1 protein-coding gene is annotated in these 21181 nt (G+C 63.7%); it reads left to right on the top strand.

Annotated features, from left to right (window positions below):
* The first annotated feature begins 152 nt into the window (after positions 1-152).
* On the top strand, positions 153-21119 hold the full coding sequence (locus WDS16_RS14105) for a non-ribosomal peptide synthase/polyketide synthase (protein ID WP_338885886.1): 20967 nt from the start codon (positions 153-155) through the stop codon (positions 21117-21119).
* Positions 21120-21181: the final 62 nt, after the last annotated feature.

Genomic DNA, 21181 nt, shown 5'->3' with positions numbered 1-21181 from the left:
TGCGAAAAACTATTACATTTGTGTGTTCGGTGCTCGAAGAGCTTCGGTGAAATCGATGTTCGGCGAGGGCGCGTGATTGTGGGAAAGAGAGGATTCGATTGGACCCGCTAGGTTGGGAAGAATCAGCCGAAGGTGCATCTGAAGGTCACGGAGTGCCCGAATCGTCCTTTCCGCTCTCTCCCGCACAGCTCGGCATGTGGTTCGCTCAACACGTCGATCCATCGGTACCGGCCAACATTGCCCAGTACGTCGAACTCCGCGGTGATCTCGACCGCGATCTACTCCAGCGGGTCTCGTCGGAGGCCGCGCTCGAAATGCAGTCCGGATTCGTTCGGATCGTCGAAGTGGATGCCGAGCCGCGGCAGTACGTCGACCCGTCCCTCGACGATTCCCTCGGGTACCGCGATCTCCGCGGGGAGGCGGACCCTCGCGCGGTTGCACTCGCGTGGATGCGCGCTGACTACAGTGCGCCGATCGACATCCTTCGTGACCGCCTGATCTCCGCCACCGTCCTTCAACTCGAGGACGATCTGTACTTCTGGTACGAGCGGGTCCACCACGTCGTCCTCGACGGATTCGGCGCGGTGACGTTCATGAACCGTGCCGCCGAGCTGTACACCGCTGCGGTCGAGGGCACGGAGCCCAAGAAGAACTTGTCGTCCGACCTGCGCAAGGTCTACGACATCGATGTCTCCTATCGCGACTCGACGCGGTTCGACACCGACCGCGAGTATTGGGCACAGCGAATCGCCGGCATCGATTCGGTGACGAGCCTTGCCGGCCGTAGCGCCGCGCCTGCGGCGGTCAGTCAGATCGACTCGAGGTCTGTGTCTCCTGCCGCCGTGTCCGGTATCGATGCGCTCACCGAAGCCACAGACACAACACTGGCCAGTGTCGTCATCGCTGCATTTGCGGCGTACATGGCGCAGATGACCGGTCGCGAGGACGTCGTCCTCAGCTTGCCTGTGACCGCTCGCACGACGGCCGTGCTTCGGCGCTCGGGTGGAATGGTCTCCAACGTGGTTCCGCTGCGACTCGACGTGTCGAGAGATACCACCGTCGAACAGCTACTTGCACGTATCGGGACCGAGGTTACCGGTGCCCTGCGGCACCAGCGCTACCGCCACGAGGACATCCGACGCGACGCGGGCGGATCGAGCGGCCAGGCGTCGTTCTTCGGGCCCTGGGTCAACATCATGCTGTTCTTCGGCGAAGTGCGACTCGGCTCCATGGTCGGGGGCATCAACATCCTCTCGACGGGTCTGATCGAGGATTTCGGCCTCAACCTCTACCAGAGCGTGGCGGGCAGCAAGACTCACATCGATTTCGAATCGAACCCGAACCTGTACTCGTCCGAGGAATCGGAGCGGAACCACAGCAGGTTCGTCGACTTCTTCGATCGGTTCGTCGAGTCGACTCCGGACGCTCGGGTGTGGGATCTCGCCCTCGCCACCGAAGACGAACAGAATCAGGTACTCGGAACCTGGAACGACACGGCGCGGGAGCTCGTACCGACCACGTTGCTGTCCGAATTTCATGCGCGCGTGGATGCCGACCCGTCCGCGACAGCGCTGGTGTTCGAGAACCGATCGCTGTCCTACGGTGAACTGGGCGCGCGAGTCGGCGGCCTTGCCCGGATCCTGATCGACAAAGGCGTCGGTCCGGAGACTCTCGTAGGTCTGTCGATTCGACGGTCGCTCGATCTGGTCGTCGCGATGTACGCGATCGTCGAGGCAGGTGGTGCATGGGTTCCGATCGATCCCGATCACCCCGCGGATCGCACGGCCTACATCCTCGACTCCGCGCAGCCGTTGTGTGTGCTGACAGTCTCCCGCGATGCGGTCGAACTTCCCGCGGGCACGGACGTCGTCGAGGTCGATCTGGTCGACTTCGGGAAGCTGACGGGATCACGCGTCGAGGACCGAGAAAGACTGTCCCCGTTGCGGATGGACAACACGGCGTACGTGATCTACACCTCGGGCTCGACGGGCCGACCCAAGGGTGTCGCGGTCTCGCACGCGGCAATCGACAATCAGCTGCAGTGGATGACCGCCGAATACGGTCTGGACTCCTCGGATGTCTACCTGCAGAAGACCGCGACGACGTTCGACGTATCGCTGTGGGGCTTCTTTCTCCCGCTTCGAGTCGGCGCCACCATGGTGCTCGCAACTCCGGACGGCCATCGCGACTCGATATACGTAGCAGACAAGATCGCCGAGTACGGCGTCACCGTCACCGACTTCGTGCCGTCGATGTTGTCCGTATTCGTGGCCAACGCACCTGCCGGAACGTGTGGTTCTCTCCGGCACGTATTCGTCATCGGTGAGGCGCTGCCGGCGGAAACCGCCGCAGCGTTCCGTGATCTCTCCCGAGCAGGTCTGCACAACCTGTACGGTCCGACCGAGGCTGCTGTGTCGGTCACCTACTACGAGAGTGGAACTGCGGATCTCAAGACCGTCCCGATCGGCGTTCCCGAGTGGAACACTCGAACGTTCGTACTCGACGGGAGACTGCGCCCGACTCCGATCGGTGAGGCCGGCGAACTCTACCTTGCTGGTGTTCAACTGGCGCGCGGCTACGTCGGACGACCCGATCTGAGCTCGGATCGCTTCGTTGCCAACCCATTCGGGTCGGCGGGGGAGCGGATGTACCGCACAGGCGATCTCGTCAAGTGGCGCGCCGATGGCACGATCGATTACATCGGCCGTACCGACTTCCAGGTCAAGTTCCGCGGCCAGCGAATCGAACTCGGCGAAATCGAGACGGTTCTCCTTGCACACGAGTCGATTTCCCAGGCCGTTGCACTCGTCGTTCCCACCGCGACCGGTGAACAATTGGTCGCATACGTCGTGCCGGCGCCTGGCGACGCCGTCGACGCCTCCCACGCGGTGGAGTTCGCCGGACGGTCACTGCCCTCGTACATGGTCCCGGCCTCGATCATGGTGCTCGACGAACTTCCGCTCAACACGAGCGGCAAGCTCGACCGCAAAGCGCTGCCTGAACCGGTGTTCACCAGTGTCAAGACGTACCGAGCACCACAGAGCCATGCCGAATACGTTGTCGCGGGGGTGTTCGAGGACGTCTTGGGCGCAACACACGTCGGTCTCGACGAGGACTTCTTCGAACTCGGCGGAAACTCGCTGATTGCAACACAACTCGTGACCCGTGTCGGTTCGGCGCTCGGAATTCGATTGGGCGTCCGCGAGTTGTTCGAGGCGCCGACTGTCGGCGCTCTCGCTGCTCGTGCAGAGTCGGCTGCGACCGTCGGCAACGATGCCCCTGTGCTCGAGGCACGCGAGCGTCCCGACCGGATTCCACTCTCGCCCGCTCAGCAGCGGATGTGGTTTCTCAACCGGTTCGATCCGTCGACTGCGGTGTACAACCTCCCGTTCACCGTTCGTCTGACCGGCAAGCTCGATGTCGACGCACTGTCGGCCGCGTTCGCCGACGTCGTGCGCAGGCACGAGACGCTTCGCACCATCTATCCTGAGGTCGACGGCTCGCCGGAGCAGGTCGTGCTCGACCCTGCCGGCGTTCCTACGGACATAGTGCCCACCCGGATCGCTCGCGAGAACTTGCCTCGGCACCTCGGTGAGCTGGTGGGTAAGGGCTTCGATGTCACCGTCGACGCACCATTCCGTACCGCGATCTTCGAGATCTCACCCACCGAGCACGAGTTCGCGATGGTGCTCCACCACATCGCTGCCGACGGCGCGTCGTTCGGTCCTCTCGCCCGCGACGTCCTGGTTGCGTATTCCTCGCGCGCGGACGGCCGCGAGCCGGACTGGTCGCCGCTGAGCGTGCAGTATGCCGACTACTCACTGTGGCAGCGAGCGGTACTCGGACCGGAATCGGACCCGACATCGTTGTCTGCGCGCGAAATCCGTTACTGGAGCAGCACACTCGAAGATCTGCCTGATCAGCTGACGCTGCCGTTCAGTCGTCCGCGTCCCACCGTCTCGTCCAATTCCGGAGCCAAGCTGAGGGTCGAGTTGCCTGCGGAGTTGCACTCGTCGCTCGCCGGCCTCGCACGTGCCAACAGTGCGTCGCTGTTCATGGTGATGCAGTCCGCGTATGCGATCCTGCTCGCCAGGCTCAGCGGCACCACCGACATCGCCATCGGAGCTCCCGTCGCCGGGCGCGGCGAGCCTGCACTCGACGACCTCGTCGGAATGTTCGTCAACACTCTCGTCCTGCGCACCGAGGTCGATCCAGGGGATTCTTTCGAGACCCTGGTCGGTCATGTCCGAGATACGGACCTGTCCGCGTTCGCACACGCAGGCGTCCCGTTCGAGCGGCTGGTGGAGGTCCTCAATCCGGCGCGGTCGACGGCGCGTCATCCGTTGTTCCAGGTCGCGCTGTCACTCGAATCGGCCATGTCTCGCGAACTCAATGTGGGTGGATTGCGGGCGGTAGCAGACGAATTCGACGTCCCGATCGCCAAGTTCGACCTGCAGCTGTGGCTGACCGAGCACCACGACGACGACGGCAGGCCAGCCGGGATCGACGCGGTATTCGAGTACGCCACCGACTTGTTCGACGCCGAACTCGTCGAGAGTTTTGCAGCGAGATTCACCGCGATCCTGAACTCGGTCACCGCGGATCCTCGCCGGCCGGTCGGGGACGTGCAGATCATCGAGTCGGACGAGTATCGGTCCGTTGCGTCGGAGTGGAACGTCTCGGGTGTGGACGTCTCGGAACCCACGACCCTGGTGAACCTCTTCGGCGAGGCGGCGGGCGCCTACTCGTCGAACGTTGCGGTGACGTTCGGCGACAATGCACTGACCTACGCAGAGTTGGACTCTCGGACGAATCGACTTGCGCGTCTGCTGATCTCGCACGGGGCGGGGCCGGAGACGCTGGTCGCCGTAGCGCTGCCTCGTTCCATCGAGTTGGTCGTCGGACTTCTCGCTGTGGTCAAAGCGGGCGGAGGATATCTTCCACTCGATCCGAACTATCCGGTCGATCGCATGGAATTCATGCTCGAGGACGCGCGCCCGATCAGTATTCTGTACTCGGGCGCGGCTGGTGTCGAATTGCCGACAGATGTCGAAAAGCGATCTTGTGCAAGCACACTCGATCTCGACACGATAGATCTCGAGGAGTATTCCGACGCGCCGATCACCGACGCCGGCCGGCGTGGACCCCTCGGTCCCGACAACGTCGCCTACGTGATCTACACGTCGGGCTCGACCGGCCGACCCAAGGGTGTTCTTGTCTCGCACCGCAACGTGGTGCGGCTGTTCGCGAACACCGACGAGGTGTATCGATTCGGTGCGGACGACGTGTGGACGATGTTCCACTCCTATGCGTTCGACTTCTCGGTGTGGGAGCTCTGGGGCCCACTGCTGTACGGCGGAAGACTCGTGGTGGTGGATTACTTCACCTCGCGCACACCCGAGGCGTTTCATCGATTGTTGGTCGACGAGCAGGTCACTGTCCTCAACCAGACGCCGTCGGCGTTCTATCAGCTGTCGGAGGCGGACCGGACCGCCGTGCAGGTCAGCAGTGTCGACGTCAGCAGTGTCGACCCAGAGTCGAACGGTGCGGTCTCGCATCTCGACGGTGTGATCGCACAGACCGATACCCTTGCCCTGAGGTATGTGATCTTCGGCGGTGAGGCGCTCGAACCGCGCCGCCTCGCGGGGTGGTTCGATCGGCACGGCGATGCGAAGCCTCAGCTGGTCAACATGTACGGCATCACCGAGACGACCGTGCACGTGTCGTATCAGCTATTGACGGAGGCTGCTCTCGCCGCGACTTCGGCTTCGGTCGTGGGCAAGCCGATCGCCGGTCTTCGCGTGTACGTCCTGGACGCACGCCTGCATCCTGTCCCCATCGGTGTTCCGGGGGAGCTCTATGTCGCCGGTGGCCAGTTGGCACGGGGGTACCTCGGCAGGCAGGACTTGACCTCGGTTCGATTCGTCGCCGATCCGTTCGGTTCCGGTGACGGGCATTCGCTGCTCTACCGCACCGGTGACGTCGCACAGTGGAACGCGGCCGGTGAGCTGGAATACTTGGGACGCTCGGACGACCAGGTGAAGATTCGCGGGTTCCGAATCGAGCTCGGTGAGATCGAAGCTGTTGTCACCGACCAGGATTCGGTAACCCAAGCCGCTGTCATCGTCCGCGAGGACATGCCGGGCGCGGCTCGGCTCGTGGCCTACGTCGTGGGTGAGAATTCGAACGGCAGTGCCACCGTCGACGTGGACGCTCTGCGCGTCAACGTGGCCGAGCAGTTACCGGAGTACATGGTGCCATCGGCATTCGTGGTTTTGGACTCGATCCCGCTGACGGTCAACGGAAAGCTCGATCGTCGAGCGTTGCCTGCACCTGTGTTCGAAGTACGCGAATTCCGTGCGCCGACGACTCCGATCGAGGAGATCGTCGCCGAGGTGTTCGCCGAAGTACTCGGGGTCGAGCGGGTCGGTCTCGACGACGATTTCTTCGAGCTGGGCGGCAACTCGCTGATCGCTACCCAGGTCGTTTCTCGACTGGGCGTGGCGCTGGATGCCAGCGTTCCCGTGCGCATGCTCTTCGAGGCTTCCACCGTTGCGCTGCTGGCAGTGCGGGTGGAACAAGCAGCCGGCGAGGGCGGTCGCACCGCGCTCGTCGCCTCTGCTCGACCCGAGCGAGTTCCCCTGTCCCTTGCGCAGCAGCGGATGTGGTTCCTCAACCGGTTCGACCGCGATTCGACGGCGTACAACATTCCGTTCGCGTTGCGACTGACCGGCGAGTTGGACGTGGCAGCCCTCCAGGTGGCCATCATGGATGTCATCGACCGCCACGAGTCGTTGCGAACCGTCTACCCGGACACCGCCGAGGGTCCACGGCAGTGCATTCTCGACGCGGCCCAGACCGTTCCGAATCTGACTCCGATTCTGACGTCGGCGGCGGATATTCAGCGTCAGGTCTTCGCGTTGGCTTCCACCACGTTCGATGTGACCGTGAACGTTCCCATTCAGGCACGGTTGTTCGAGATCGGACCGCGTGAACACGTGGTTGCGATGGTTGTTCACCACATCTCGGCCGACGGTTGGTCCATGGGCCCGCTCGCCCGAGACATCATGATCGCCTATGCCGCTCGGACTGCGTGGGAGCATCCCAACTGGCTGCCACTGGCTGTTCAGTACGCCGACTACAGCCTGTGGCAGCGTTCCGTTCTCGGCTCGGAAGACGACTCGACATCGCTCATTTCGAGCCAGGTCGAGTACTGGGCCGACATCCTCGCAGGACTCCCGGATCAGCTTGATCTGCCGACCGATCGTCCGCGGCCGAGCCGTCAGTCGTACAAGGGTTCGTCCATCCGGTTCGAGATCCCCGCAGAGATCCATCGTGAGCTGTCAGGCCTGGCTCACGCGCACAACGCATCCTTGTTCATGGTCGTCCACGGCGCTCTTGCCGTCCTGCTCGCCAGGTTGTCCGGGTCGGACGACATCGCCATCGGAACTCCGGTGGCCGGTCGCGGCGACGCCGCGCTCGACGATCTGGTCGGGATGTTCGTCAATACGCTTGTGCTGCGCACCGATATCGATGGTTCGAGGTCGTTCTCGGAGCAGATCGGTCGCGCTCGGGAAGTGGCACTCGGTGCGTTCGGTCATGCGGATCTGCCGTTCGAACGCCTCGTCGAGGTGCTCAGCCCGGCACGTTCTCAGGCACGCCACCCACTGTTCCAGGTGATGCTGTCGTTCGAGAATCTCACCCGGACACACGTCGAACTTCCCGGCCTGTCGGTCGACAGCGTTGCGCTCGACGCCGAGGTTGCGAAGTTCGACCTGCAGCTCAACGTCACCGAGTCGATCGGTGTCGACGGGCGTGGGCAAGGCATGTCCGCCGAATTGACCTATGCAATCGACCTTTTCGATTCGGAGACCGTCCGTAGCTTCGCATCTCGTTTCGTTCGAGTGCTCGAGGCGGTCGTCCGGGATTCCTCGGTAGCGGTGGGTGATATCGATCTTCTCGACGTCGGCGAGCGCGAACGAGTCGTGTCGACGTGGAACCGTACGCAGCACGATCTCGCCCCGGGACGGACGCTGGTCGACCTCTTCGACCGCCAGGTCTCGGTCAGTCCCGACGCGACGGCAGTTGTCTACGAAGGCGAGAGACTGACGTACTCGGAATTCGACGTCCGGGTCAATCGTCTTGCCCGGTATTTGATCTCGATCGGGGTCGGTCCGGACATGCTGGTCGGTCTCGCGATCGGCCGCAGTCTGGAACTACTGGTCGGGATGTACGCCATCGTCAAGGCGGGCGCCGGATACGTGCCGATCGATCCGACACAACCGGCCGAGCGCAACGAGTACATCGTGTCGACTGCGTCGCCGGTGTGCGTGTTGTCCACGACGCGTGATCATCTCGAAATCGCCGACATCGAGGTCATCGATATCGATGTGCTGGATGTGGACGGGTACTCGAGCGCGCCCGTCGCCGACAGTGACCGAGTGTCTCCGCTGCGTGAATCGAACACGGCGTACGTGATCTTCACGTCCGGTTCGACCGGACGTCCCAAGGGCGTCGCGGTGGCGCATTCGGCGATCGTCAACCGGTTGCTGTGGATGCAGAACGAGTATCCGATCGGTGCCGAAGACGCTGTGCTGCAGAAGACTCCGTCGACGTTCGACGTGTCGGTTTGGGAGTTCTTCTGGGCTCTGCAGACCGGGGCTTCGATAGTTGTCGCAGTGCCCGACGGCCATCGCGACGCCGTCTACCTACTCGAACTCATCCAGCGTGAACGTGTGTCGGTCGCACACTTCGTACCGTCGATGTTGGCGGTATTCGTTCCGGAGGTCGAAGTTCGCCGCGCAGCGGGAAGCTCGTTGCGTCTGGTCTTCGCCTCGGGTGAAGCACTCGCCCCGACGACGGCACAGGCGCTGCGTCGAGCATTGCCCAAGGTCTCCCTGCACAATCTGTACGGCCCTACCGAAGCCGCCGTCGATGTCACCTACCACCAGGTGAGCGACGTCGACACCGTGGTGATGCCGATCGGCGCGCCCGTGTGGAACACGTCGGTATTCGTGCTCGACGCTCGTCTGTCTCCGGTGCCGGTCGGTGTCGCAGGTGAGCTCTATCTAGCGGGCGCTCAACTGGCCCGTGGCTACGTCGGGCGCCCGGACCTGTCTGCGGACCGGTTCGTCGCACACCCGTTCGCGGAGGCTGGAAGCCGGATGTACCGTACCGGCGACGTCGTGCGGTGGAATCGTGCGGGCGAACTCGAATATCTCGGCCGGAGTGATTCCCAGGTCAAACTCAGAGGTCTTCGAATCGAGCTCGGCGAGATCGAGACAGTTCTGCTCGAGAGTGCACAGATTCAGCAGGCAGCTGTGTTGGTGCGCGGCGAGCAGTTGGTCGCCTACGTTGTCGTCGCGCCCGAGACGGATCTACGGCCGGCGCGGGCAATGCTGGCGCAGCGACTGGCCGAGTACATGGTGCCGTCCGTTTTCGTGCCGATGACGGAGTTCCCGCTAGGCGCGACCGGCAAGTTGGATCGCCGTGCGCTGCCCGATCCAGAACATGTCCAACGCGAGTACCGCGAACCCGTCACGCCCACCGAGCAGACGGTCGCGCGCGTGTTCGCCGAGGTGCTCGACGCTTCCGAGGTCGGGCTCGACGACGACTTCTTCGAACTCGGCGGAAACTCTTTGATCGCGACGCGTGTCGTCACGCGACTGGGCGCGGCCCTCGATGCCGAGATCGGTGTGCGTTCGCTCTTCGAGAATCCGTCGGTAGCCGCATTGGCCCGAGCGTTGGCCGAGAGGGCGGGCGCCGGCCGGCGTAAGCCGTTGGTTCCGCAGGTGCGCCCCGAGTTGGTTCCCCTGTCGCTTGCGCAGCAGCGAATGTGGTTCCTGAACAGGTTCGATACGGCCTCAGGGGTCAACAACATTCCTGTTGCCGTCCGCCTGTCCGGTCTGCTCGATCGACAGGCACTCAACGTGGCCGTTGCCGACGTGTTGGATCGGCATGAGTCGTTGCGAACCGTATTCCCCGAGGTCGATGGGTCGGGGCACCAGTTGGTGCTGCCGACGAGTGAGGTCATCCCGGATCTCGCGCCGATCGAGGTCTCCGGAGGAGACATTTTCTCGGTACTGGAAGAGGTCGCAACGACGGGCTTCGACGTCACCGTCGAGCTGCCGCTTCGCGCGCGCTTGTTCGAGATCAGCCCGACCGAGCACATTCTGGTGCTGGTCGTCCATCACATCTCCACGGACGGCTTTTCGATGGGTCCGCTCACGCGGGATGTCATGACCGCGTATGTCGCGCGATCCGAAGGGGTGCAACCCAACTGGTTGCCACTGCCGGTTCAGTACGCCGATTACAGCCTGTGGCAGCGCGACATGCTCGGGAACGAGGACGACCCGAATTCCCTGCTGGCTCGTCAGCAGGACTACTGGAAGACAACTCTCGCGGGGATACCTGCCCAGTTGGATCTGCCGGTGGACCACCCGAGGCCTGCCGTCGCATCCAATCGCGGCGCCGGTGTGACCTTCGATATCGACCAGGACACTGTCAACGTCCTGACCGACGTCGCGCATCGTCACAGCTCGTCGTTGTTCATGGTGATGCACTCGGCCTTCGCCGTCCTGCTCGCTCGCATGTCGGGAACCGACGACATCGTGATCGGTACCCCGGTGGCCGGGCGCGGTGAGTCGGCGCTCGACGATCTGATCGGCATGTTCGTCAACACGCTCGTTCTTCGAACTCCGGTCGACGGCCGTGCGCGTTTCGAAGATGTTCTCGCGCGCACCCGTACGACTGATCTCGCGGCCTTCGCCAACGCCGACGTTCCGTTCGAACGGCTCGTCGAGGTGCTCAACCCGGCTCGCTCGCAGGCTCGCCATCCATTGTTCCAGGTGATGCTGTCCTTCCAGAATATGGAGCGGACCAATCTGGAGCTGCCAGGACTGTCGGTGTCGGTGGTCGATTTCGCAACCAAGGGGTCGAAGTTCGATCTTCAGTTGACGATGAGTCAGAAGGTCGACGAGCACGGTGTCGACGCAGGGTTGTCCTGTCTCTTCACTTATGCGACCGACCTTTTCGACGAGACCACCGTCGAGGCGCTCGCGGATCGGTTCCAGCGCATCGTGCAGGCGGTCGGTGCCGATCCGGCAATCATCGTCGGAGACATCGATTTTCACGATCCCGACGAATACGACCGACTCGTACGGTCGATCAACGACACCGAGCACAATGTCGACGACCGGCACACCTTGGTCTCCCTCTTCGACGCTCAGGTTGCACGCACCCCGGACGCGCCTGCGCTGGTTCTCGCCTCGGAAACCGAAGAGCCGTCTTCGGTTCTGAGCTACGCGGAGTTCGATGCACGAGCCAACTCCTTGGCTCGGTGCTTGATCGACAGGGGGGTAGGGCCGGAGTCCACGGTGGCGCTGGTCGCACGACGTTCCTTCGATCTGTTGATCGGTATGTATGCGATCGTCAAGTCCGGCGCAGCGTACGTGCCCATCGATCCCGACCAGCCTTCCGCCCGCAACGAACATGTGCTGGCGACCGCACAGCCGTCCATCGTCCTCGCCACTGCCGACATCGCCGAGTCCCTGACGACGAACGCTCCGATCTGTGTGTTCGACCGGCTCGATCTGAGCGACGTACTGTCGACGCCGATCACGGATGCCGACAGGACTTCGCCTCTGCGACCGGACAATCCGGCCTACCTGATCTTCACTTCGGGCTCGACCGGCAAGCCGAAGGGCGTCTCGGTCAGCCATCGCGCGATCGTGAATCAAATGCTGTGGCGACAGGATGTCTACCCACTGTCCGATGCCGACGTGTTGATCCAGAAGACACCGGCGACGTTCGACGTGTCGGTGTGGGAGTTCTTCTGGGGGTTGGAGAACGGCGCCTCACTGGTCATCGCGCCCCATGATGCGCACCGTGATCCGAGCCGGATCACCCGCATCATCGAGCGGGAGCAGGTGACGCTGGCGCACTTCGTTCCCTCTGTGCTGTCGGTCTACGTCACCGATCTCGACACCGACGCGTGCCGTTCGCTACGGCTGCTCTTCGTCGGCGGTGAGGCGCTCACGCCGTCGACGGTGAGCCGGGTACGGCGCGTGTTCCCCGGGGCCGAACTGCACGACCTGTACGGACCAGCCGAGACCGCCGTGGATGTCACCTATCACGCTGTCACGGAGGCTGATTCCGTGCACGTGCCCATCGGTGTGCCGCTGTGGAACACCCAGGTGTACGTGTTGGACAGCCGGATGCACTCGGTGCCCGCGGGCGTTCTGGGGGAGCTGTATGTCGGTGGTGTTCAGCTCGCTCGGGGTTACGCGGGCCGGGCGGACTTGACGGCCGAACGATTCGTGGCAAATCCATTCGGAGAGAAGGGGACTCGTCTCTACCGAACCGGTGACCTCGTGCGGTGGAACCCGGACGGTGAGCTGGAGTACGTCGGACGCAGTGATTTTCAGGTCAAGCTTCGTGGTCAGCGCGTCGAACTCGGTGAAATCGAGTCCAGTCTTCGTGCGGCCGGCGAGAACGTCGACGATTCGGTCGTCGTCGTGTCGTCGGATGCGCGGGCGGGCGATCGTCTCGTCGCCTATGTCGTACCGACGCCGGGTCGATCCGTCGATTCTGCTGCGTTGCGTTCGGCACTGAAGTCTTCGTTGCCGTCGTACATGGTCCCGTCCGCGTTCGTGACGCTGGACTTCCTGCCGCTCAATGCCAGCGGCAAGCTGGACCGGCAGGCCCTGCCGGTGCCCAGTGTCGATGTCGCGCAGTTCCGTTCGCCCGTCACGCCGATCGAGGAGATCGTCGCGCAGGTGTTCGCGGACGTTCTCGGTGCGGAACGGGTCGGTCTCGACGACGATTTCTTCGAACTGGGCGGAAACTCGCTGGTCGCAATGCAGCTGGTGTCGAGGCTCGGTGCCGCGCTCGAGACGAGCGTCGGAGTACGCGAACTGTTCGAGAATTCGGCTGTCGGTGCGCTGGCCGCGAGCGTGGAACGCAAGGCCGGAACGGGTGGTCGTGCCAAGCTCGGACCGCAGACCCGTCCGGCGAAGATCCCGCTGTCCCTTGCGCAGCAACGGATGTGGTTTCTCAACAGGTTCGACACCGCGTCGGCCGTCAACAACATCCCGGCGGCAATCAGGCTCACCGGCGCCCTCGACGTGGACGCGCTCACGGCTGCGGTGAGCGATCTGCTGAGCCGTCACGAGTCGCTCCGCACGGTCTACCCTGACGACGACGGATCCGGGTATCAGAAGATCCTGCCCGTCGGTGATGTCACGCTCGATCTGGCACCGGTGCTCGTCCAGGCGGACGAACTACCCGCGAAGATGTACGAGTTGGCTGCCACCGGTTTCGACGTCACACTGCACGTTCCGTTCCGGGCCCGTCTCTTCCGTGTCTCGGCAGATGAGCACGTACTGATGTTCGTGGCCCACCACATCGCTGCCGACGGATTCTCGATGTCTCCGCTGGCGCGGGACGTGATGACCGCGTACGTGTCCCGCACGGAAGGACAGGAACCCGGTTGGCCGGTGCTCGACGTCCAGTATGCGGACTTCGCCATCTGGCAGCGAAATGTACTCGGGTCCGAAGCCGATCCGGGATCGCTGCTCGCGCAGCAGGAGTCGTACTGGCGCGATGTCCTCGCGGAACTGCCGGACGAAGTGACATTGCCGTCCGATCGACCGCGCGGCGAGGCCTCGTCGGGTCGAGGCGATGTCGTGTCCTTCGAGGTGCCCGCTGCTGTCCACCGACGACTTTCGATGCTGGCGCGCGAGAACAACGCCTCGTTGTTCATGGTCGTCCACAGCGCCGTCGCGGTGCTGCTCGCCCGCATGGCGGCGACCGAGGACGTCGTCGTCGGCACACCTATCGCAGGTCGCGGAGATGCCGCACTCGACGACGTGATCGGCATGTTCGTCAACACGTTGGTCCTGCGCACCGAAGTGGACGTCTCGACGACGTTCAGCGAACTGCTCGCGATATCGCGTGATGTGGATCTGGCTGCGTTCGCGCACTCCGACATTCCGTTCGAGCGACTGGTGGAGGTGCTCAATCCCGAGCGCTCGCAGGCCCGCCACCCGCTGGTGCAGGTGTTGCTCGCGTTCCAGAACATCCGTCGGACCGAGTTCGAACTACCTGGCCTTACCGTCGCGCCGATGGACGTCGACGCTGCGACTGCCCGCGCAGATCTGCAGCTGACTGTTACCGAAGCAGTGGCAGTCGACGGGGCGCTCGACGGCCTGCAGGTGTTCTGGACCTATGCGACCGACCTCTACGACAGACGCACCGTCGAAGAGTTCGGCGCGCGGTTGCTGCGCGTTCTCGACTCGGTCGTCGACGATGCGGACGTGGTGATCGGGGAGATCGATCTACTCGGTTCCGAGGAAAGAACGTTGGTGACGTCGACCTGGGCCGGCGTCGACGGTGTCGCCGCAGACTCGACCCTGGCCGAACTGTTCGGGCGTCGGGCGGAGCGTTCGCCGGAGTCGACAGCGGTGGTCTTCGGTGCCGAACGGCTGAGCTACCGGGAACTCGACGAGCGATCCAACAGACTTGCGCGTCATCTGATGTCGACGGGGGTCGGCCCGGAGTCTCTGGTCGCTGTGGCATTGCCTCGATCGGTGGACCTGGTCGTCACGCTGTTGGCTGTGATCAAGTCCGGCGGCGGATACGTACCGGTGGACCCGACGAACCCGGCCGATCGCATCGCCTATGTGCTGGAGGACTCTGCACCCACTGCGCTCGTGACCTGGTCGGGCCGCGAGTTCTCCGCGCCTCACGAGCTCGACAGCGTCGAGGTCGACCTCCTCGACCTGTCGGCGCACGAGAAGTCGCCGATCGACGACGCCGAGCGCAGTCGTCCACTGCGGCCGTCCGATGTTGCATACGTCATCTACACCTCGGGTTCGACCGGCCGACCCAAGGGCGTCATGGTTCCGCACGTCGCGGTCGCGCGTCTGATGGCGAACACCGACGGGTTGTTCGAATTCGACAGCAATGACGTATGGACGTTGTTCCACTCGTACGCATTCGATTTCTCGGTGTGGGAACTGTGGGGCCCTCTGCTTCACGGTGGCACGCTCGTCGTGGTGGACTACTTCACCTCGCGGTCACCGGAGTCGTTCCGAGAGTTGTTGATTCGGGAGAACGTCACAGTCCTCAACCAGACGCCCTCAGCGTTCTACCAGTTGGCGGAAGTGGACCGAGTTCTCGGCGCCGACGGGCAGAATCTGCAGCTTCGGTACGTCATCTTCGGCGGTGAGGCACTCGAACTGCGGCGGTTGTCGGACTGGTTCGCCCGGTACGGCGATCGTTCTCCGGAACTGGTCAACATGTACGGGATCACCGAGACCACCGTGCACGTATCGCACCGCCGCCTCGACGAAGAACTGGTGTCGAGCGCCACGGGTTCCGTCGTGGGCGGTGCAATCCCAGGACTTCGCGTCTACGTGCTGGACGCACGACTCCAGCCGGTTCCGGTCGGGGTGGCCGGTGAAATGTATGTTGCAGGCGGCACGTTGGCCCGCGGATACCTCGGTCGAACGGACTTGACGGCCACTCGCTTCGTCGCCAACCCGTTCTCGGGAACCGCGGCGCACGCCGGTGGTTCGCTGATGTATCGGACCGGAGACGTCGCACGTCGAACCATCGACGGAGATCTCGAGTTCGTCGGCCGCGCCGATGATCAGGTCAAGATCCGAGGCTTCCGAATCGAGCTCGGCGAGATCGAGTCCGCAGTGCTCGCCGACGACTCGGTGGGACAGGTGGCCGTCGTCGTCCGCTCCGATCGACACAACACGCTCCAGTTGGTCGCCTACGTCGTCCCGGTGTCCGGTGCGACCGTCGACGCGGCGGACCTTCGTACCTCGGTAGCGGCATCGCTGCCGGAGTACATGATTCCGTCGGCCTTCGTGGTGGTGCCCGAGATTCCACTGACCGTCAACGGCAAGCTCGATCGTCGCGCGTTGCCGGAGCCGGTCTTCGAGGTGCGTGAGTTCCGTGCGCCGTCCACTCCGATCGAAGAGATCGTGGCAGAGGTTTTCGCCGATCTGCTCGACGTCGAACGCATCGGTGCCGACGACGACTTCTTCGAGCTCGGCGGCAACTCGTTGATCGCGACCAGGGTGGTGGCGCGCATCGGCACTGCGGTCGGTGCCTCGGTGCCGGTCCGTGCCCTGTTCGAGGCCCGCACCGTAGCGAAACTCGCTGTCGAGGTCGAGCGGGCCGACGGCGACGCTCGGGTGGCGTTGGTTGCTCGCGAGCGGCCGATCGAGATCCCACTGTCGTTGTCGCAGCGTCGAATGTGGTTCCTGAACCGGTTCGATCCCACGTCCACGGCGTACCTCGTTCCGTTCGCACTTCGGCTCTCCGGCGATCTGGACATCGGCGCCCTCGGCGCGGCCGTCGCGGATCTCGTCTCTCGCCACGAGTCGATGCGAACCATGTACCCGGAGACCGAGAACGGACCGGTGCAGCAGATACTGCACCCGTCGCAGGCACTCCCCGAACTGTCGGTCACGGAGGTTGCTGCGGAGAACGTTGCCGAGAGGATCGCCTCTCTTGCATCGACACAGTTCGACGTCACGACCGAGGTACCGATCCGAATCGAGCTCTACCGGACCGGAGCGGACGAACACGTGCTCGCGATGGTCGCCCACCACATCAGCGTCGATGGGGTGTCGGTCGCTCCGCTGGCTCGCGACTTGATGACGGCGTACGCAGCTCGGACCACGGGCGCCGAGCCGGGATGGGCTCCGTTGCCGGTGCAGTACGCCGACTTCAGCCTCTGGCAGCGCGACATGCTCGGCTCCGAAGACGACGCGGATTCGACAGTGTCTCGGCAGCTCGGCTACTGGACCGAGGCGTTGGCAGATGTTCCGGACGAGCTGACACTTCCGTCCGATCGCACGCGGCCTGCAACCCAGTCGTTCACCGGTGGCAGTGTCGAATTCGGGATCGACGCCGATTTGCACGGACGGCTTCGCGATCTGGCGCGGTCGCGAGGTGGCACCTTGTTCATGGCGGTGCACGCGGCGTTTGCAGGTCTGCTTGCCAGGCTCTCCGGTACCACGGACATCGCGGTCGGCACGCCCATTGCGGGCCGAGGCGACCGCGCCCTGGACGATCTGATCGGAATGTTCGTCAACACATTGGTTCTGCGTACACAGGTGGACGGCGCGTTGCCGTTCACCGAACTCGTCGATCGTGCGCGTGAGGTTGACCTCGGCGCATTCGCCAACGCGGACGTTCCGTTCGAGCGGTTGGTCGAGGTCCTCAACCCCGTTCGTTCGACTGCTCGGCATCCCCTGTTCCAGGTCGGGTTCTCCTTCCAGAATCAGGGAGTCACGGACCTGGCGCTTCCGGGTCTCGACATTGCTGCGATGGAGATCGAGTCCGGCGTCGCACAGTTCGATTTGCACCTGATCGTGGTCGATCGCTACGACGTAAGCGGAACACCTGCGGGCATGTCGGCCGAGTTCACTTACGCGAAAGACTTGTTCGACCACTCGACGGTCGAGAAGATCGCCACCCGGTTCGTTCACTTCCTGCACACAATCGTGGAGCGGCCCGAAACTCCGGTCGGCGACGTCGACCTGCTCGGCAGCTCCGAGCGCGCCCTACTCGTCGAGTCTCCGAACGCGACGAGTCATCCCGTCGACCGCAACGCCACTCTGGTCTCGCTGTTCGACGAGCAGGTCGCGAGGCACCCCGACTCGATTGCTCTGGTCGAGGGCGATCGACGGTGGACGTACCGCGAATTCGATTCCCGGGTCAACGCACTGGCGCGCTATTTGATCGGCCGCGGAGTCGGACCGGAAACACGGACTGCATTGGCGATTCGCCGCAGTGCGGATCTGGTCGTCGCGATGTTCGCTGTCGCGAAGACCGGTGGCGCGTATGTGCCTGTGGACTCCGAGCAGCCGATCGAGCGGATCGAGTACGTACTCGACTCAGCCTCGCCGATACTGCTGTTGTCCACCGAGCGCGACGGAGAAGCGTTCTCGGACCGGTCGATCGCCGACACCTCCGTGGTGAGGATCGACACCCTCGACCTGTCTTCGTACACGAGCTCACCGGTCACGGATTCGGAGCGAACTGCGCCATTGCGCACCGACAACTGTGCCTACGTCATCTTCACCTCGGGATCTACGGGCCGACCCAAGGGCGTTGCCGTCAGCCATTCGGCAATCGTCAATCAGTTGACGTGGAAGCGTGCCGAGTTCGATCTCGGGCCCACCGATTCGGTTCTGCTCAAGACCGCAGCGACGTTCGATCTGTCGGTATGGGAGTTCTGGTCCGCTCCGACGTCGGGGGCGACGCTCGTCTTGGCCGGGCCCGACGACCATCGTGATCCTGCTCGACTTGCCGACATCATTCGACGCGAGTCGGTCACGACGCTCCACGTGGTGCCGTCGATGCTGACCGCCTTGATGGTGAACGGCGACAACACTGTTCCGTCGTCGCTGAAGCGAGTACTGGCCATCGGCGAGGCGCTTCCGGGTGATACCGCCCGACGTTTCTTCGAGCACAACGACGCGGAATTGTTCAACCTGTACGGCCCGACCGAGGCTGCAGTGTCGGTGACGTCGCATCGAGTGACGTCCGACGAGAATGCCAGCGTCCCAATCGGTCGGCCGGAGTGGAACACCCGGGTGTACGTACTCGATGCCCGCCTGCATCCGGTCCCGGCAGGTACCACCGGCGAGCTCTACCTCGCCGGCGCACAGTTGGCTCGCGGCTACCTGGGGCGCCCGGACCTGACTGCCGAACGGTTCGTGGCAGATCCGTTCGATCCGAACGGTGGAAGGCTGTACCGCTCCGGTGACCTTGCGTTCTGGAACGCGGACGGGGAGCTGGTCTTCTCGGGCCGTTCCGATTTCCAGGTCAAGATCAGGGGCTTCCGGATCGAGCTCGGCGAGATCGAGGCAGCGATGCGAGCGCTGGACGTGCTCGCCGATGCCGTGGTGATCTTGTACTCGGATCCGCACACCGGTGATCGGCTGGTTGGCTACCTGGTTCCCTCCGCGTCGGCGACGGTCGACATCGAGGATGTGCGAACGGCGTTGAGCTCGTCGTTGCCGTCGTACATGGTGCCGTCCGATTTCGTCGTCCTGGCGGCCTTGCCGCTCAACGCCAACGGCAAACTCGATCGTGTCGCGCTCCCCGCTCCCGTGTTCGAGGCGTCGGAGTTCCGTGCCCCGACCAATCCGATCGAGGAGATCGTGGCCCGCGTGTACTCCGAGCTACTCGGCGTAGCTCGGGTGGGACTGGACGACGACTTCTTCGCACTCGGCGGCAACTCGCTGGTGGCAACACAGCTCGTCGCACGCCTCGGTGCTGCACTGGATGCGTCGATTTCGGTTCGCTCGGTCTTCGAGGCTCCAAAGGTCGGCGCGCTTGCCGCTCGGGTGGAGTCGTACGTCGGACAGGGTGCACGTACTCCGCTCGTCGCACGGACACGTCCGGAATCCGTTCCGCTGTCCTTGGCGCAGCAGCGCATGTGGACCCTCAATCAGGTGGATCCAAGCTCGGATGCATACAACATTCCGGTGGCTATTCGACTCACCGGTGTCTTGGACGTCTCAGCGCTGCGAGCTGCAGTGGGTGACCTCTTCCGCAGGCATGAGATCCTGCGTACCCGCTACCCGGACACGGCGGACGGGCCCATCCAATCCGTCGTCTCCATGTCGGACGCGCTGCCGGCGCTCGAATTGCGTGAGATCTCGGCCGCAGATGTGCCTGGCGTCGTAGGTGAGGTCGTCACCGCTGGATTCGATGTTGCGAACGCGGTTCCGGTACGCGCCGAGCTCTTCTCCGTCACCGAGGCGAGCGGAAAGGAGTTCGTGCTCGTCTTCGTCGCCCATCACATCAGCGCCGACGGATTCTCCATGCGTCCGTTGATCAGGGATGTGATGACCGCGTACGTCGCACGAACAGCAGGCGATGCACCGCAGTGGACGGAACTTCCCGTGCAGTACGCGGACTACTCGCTGTGGCAGCGTGAGGTACTCGGATCCGAGGACGACGCCGACAGTGTGTTGTCCAGTCAGATCGCGTATTGGTCCGACGCGCTGGCAGGCGCGCCCGAACGACTTGCGCTGCCGACCGACTTCCCGCGACCGGCCCGGGCGTCCATGCGTGGCGGACGTATCGAGTTCGGTGTCGCGCCCGACATCGCGGCGAGAGTGCAGAAGACTGCGCGTGAGCACAACGCAACCGTCTTCATGGTGGTGCACAGCGCACTGGCGGTTCTGCTGTCGAAGCTGAGTGGTGAACAGGACATCACCGTCGGTACTCCGGTTGCCGGGCGAGGCGATGCTGCACTCGACGACCTCGTCGGCATGTTCGTCAACACGCTTGTACTACGGACCTCGGTCACGCCGAGTACGACATTCGCGGATCTGCTGACTCAGGTCCGCGAGAAGGACCTCGCTGCGTTCGGCAACGCCGACGTGCCGTTCGAACGGGTCGTGGAGGTGGTCGGGCACAAGCGTTCGGCGGCGTACAGCCCGCTGTTCCAGGTCATGCTCACCTTCCAGAACCTCGCCACCGGCACCTTCGCGCTGCCGGATCTGGAGGTCTCGGCGTTGGAGAGCGGTCTCGAGCAGGCCAAGGTCGACCTACAGCTGACAGCGACGGAACGCTTCGACGACTCGGGTGATCTCGTCGGAATCGATGCCGTGTTCAACTACGCCACGGCGTTGTTCGAGCCCGCGACGATCGAACTGTTCGCGCAGCGTTTCGTCCGCCTTCTCGATCTGCTGACATCGGATCCGGGCAGCATCCTGCGTGGCGTCGACATGCGTTCGGAGGCCGAGCGGGCACGGCCGGCACCGAAGCCGAAGACGATCGACGACCTGCCCGAACTGGTGTCGGCTGCGGCCGTCGCTGCCCCCTCGACCGTCGCGGTCTCGTTCGGTGACAAGAGCGTGACGTTCGGCGAGCTCGACGAGAAGCTGTCGGCCGTGTCCGCTTCGACGGGTGGTGCGCTCAAGCCCGAGGCCGTGCTGTCGGTTGCCTTGACGGGCCTGTTGCCGGGGATTTTGCCTGCCCTCGGTGCCGACGGCTTCGCCGCGACCGTGGCCTCATTGATCGAGGAAGCACAGGCCCTTGCGGCCGAGCCCGGAGGAGCCGGTGCTTCCATGCAGTGACCTACATACGCTCGATCGTGAATGTGGAGTCGAAGCCGGTTCGAGTCGCAGCGTTTCGTAGT

Source organism: Rhodococcus sovatensis (genome assembly GCF_037327425.1).
GTDB classification, from domain to species: Bacteria; Actinomycetota; Actinomycetes; order Mycobacteriales; family Mycobacteriaceae; genus Rhodococcoides; species Rhodococcoides sovatense.
Note: the sequence above shows the minus strand (reverse complement) of the source record. Positions and strands in the feature narration are given on the sequence as shown.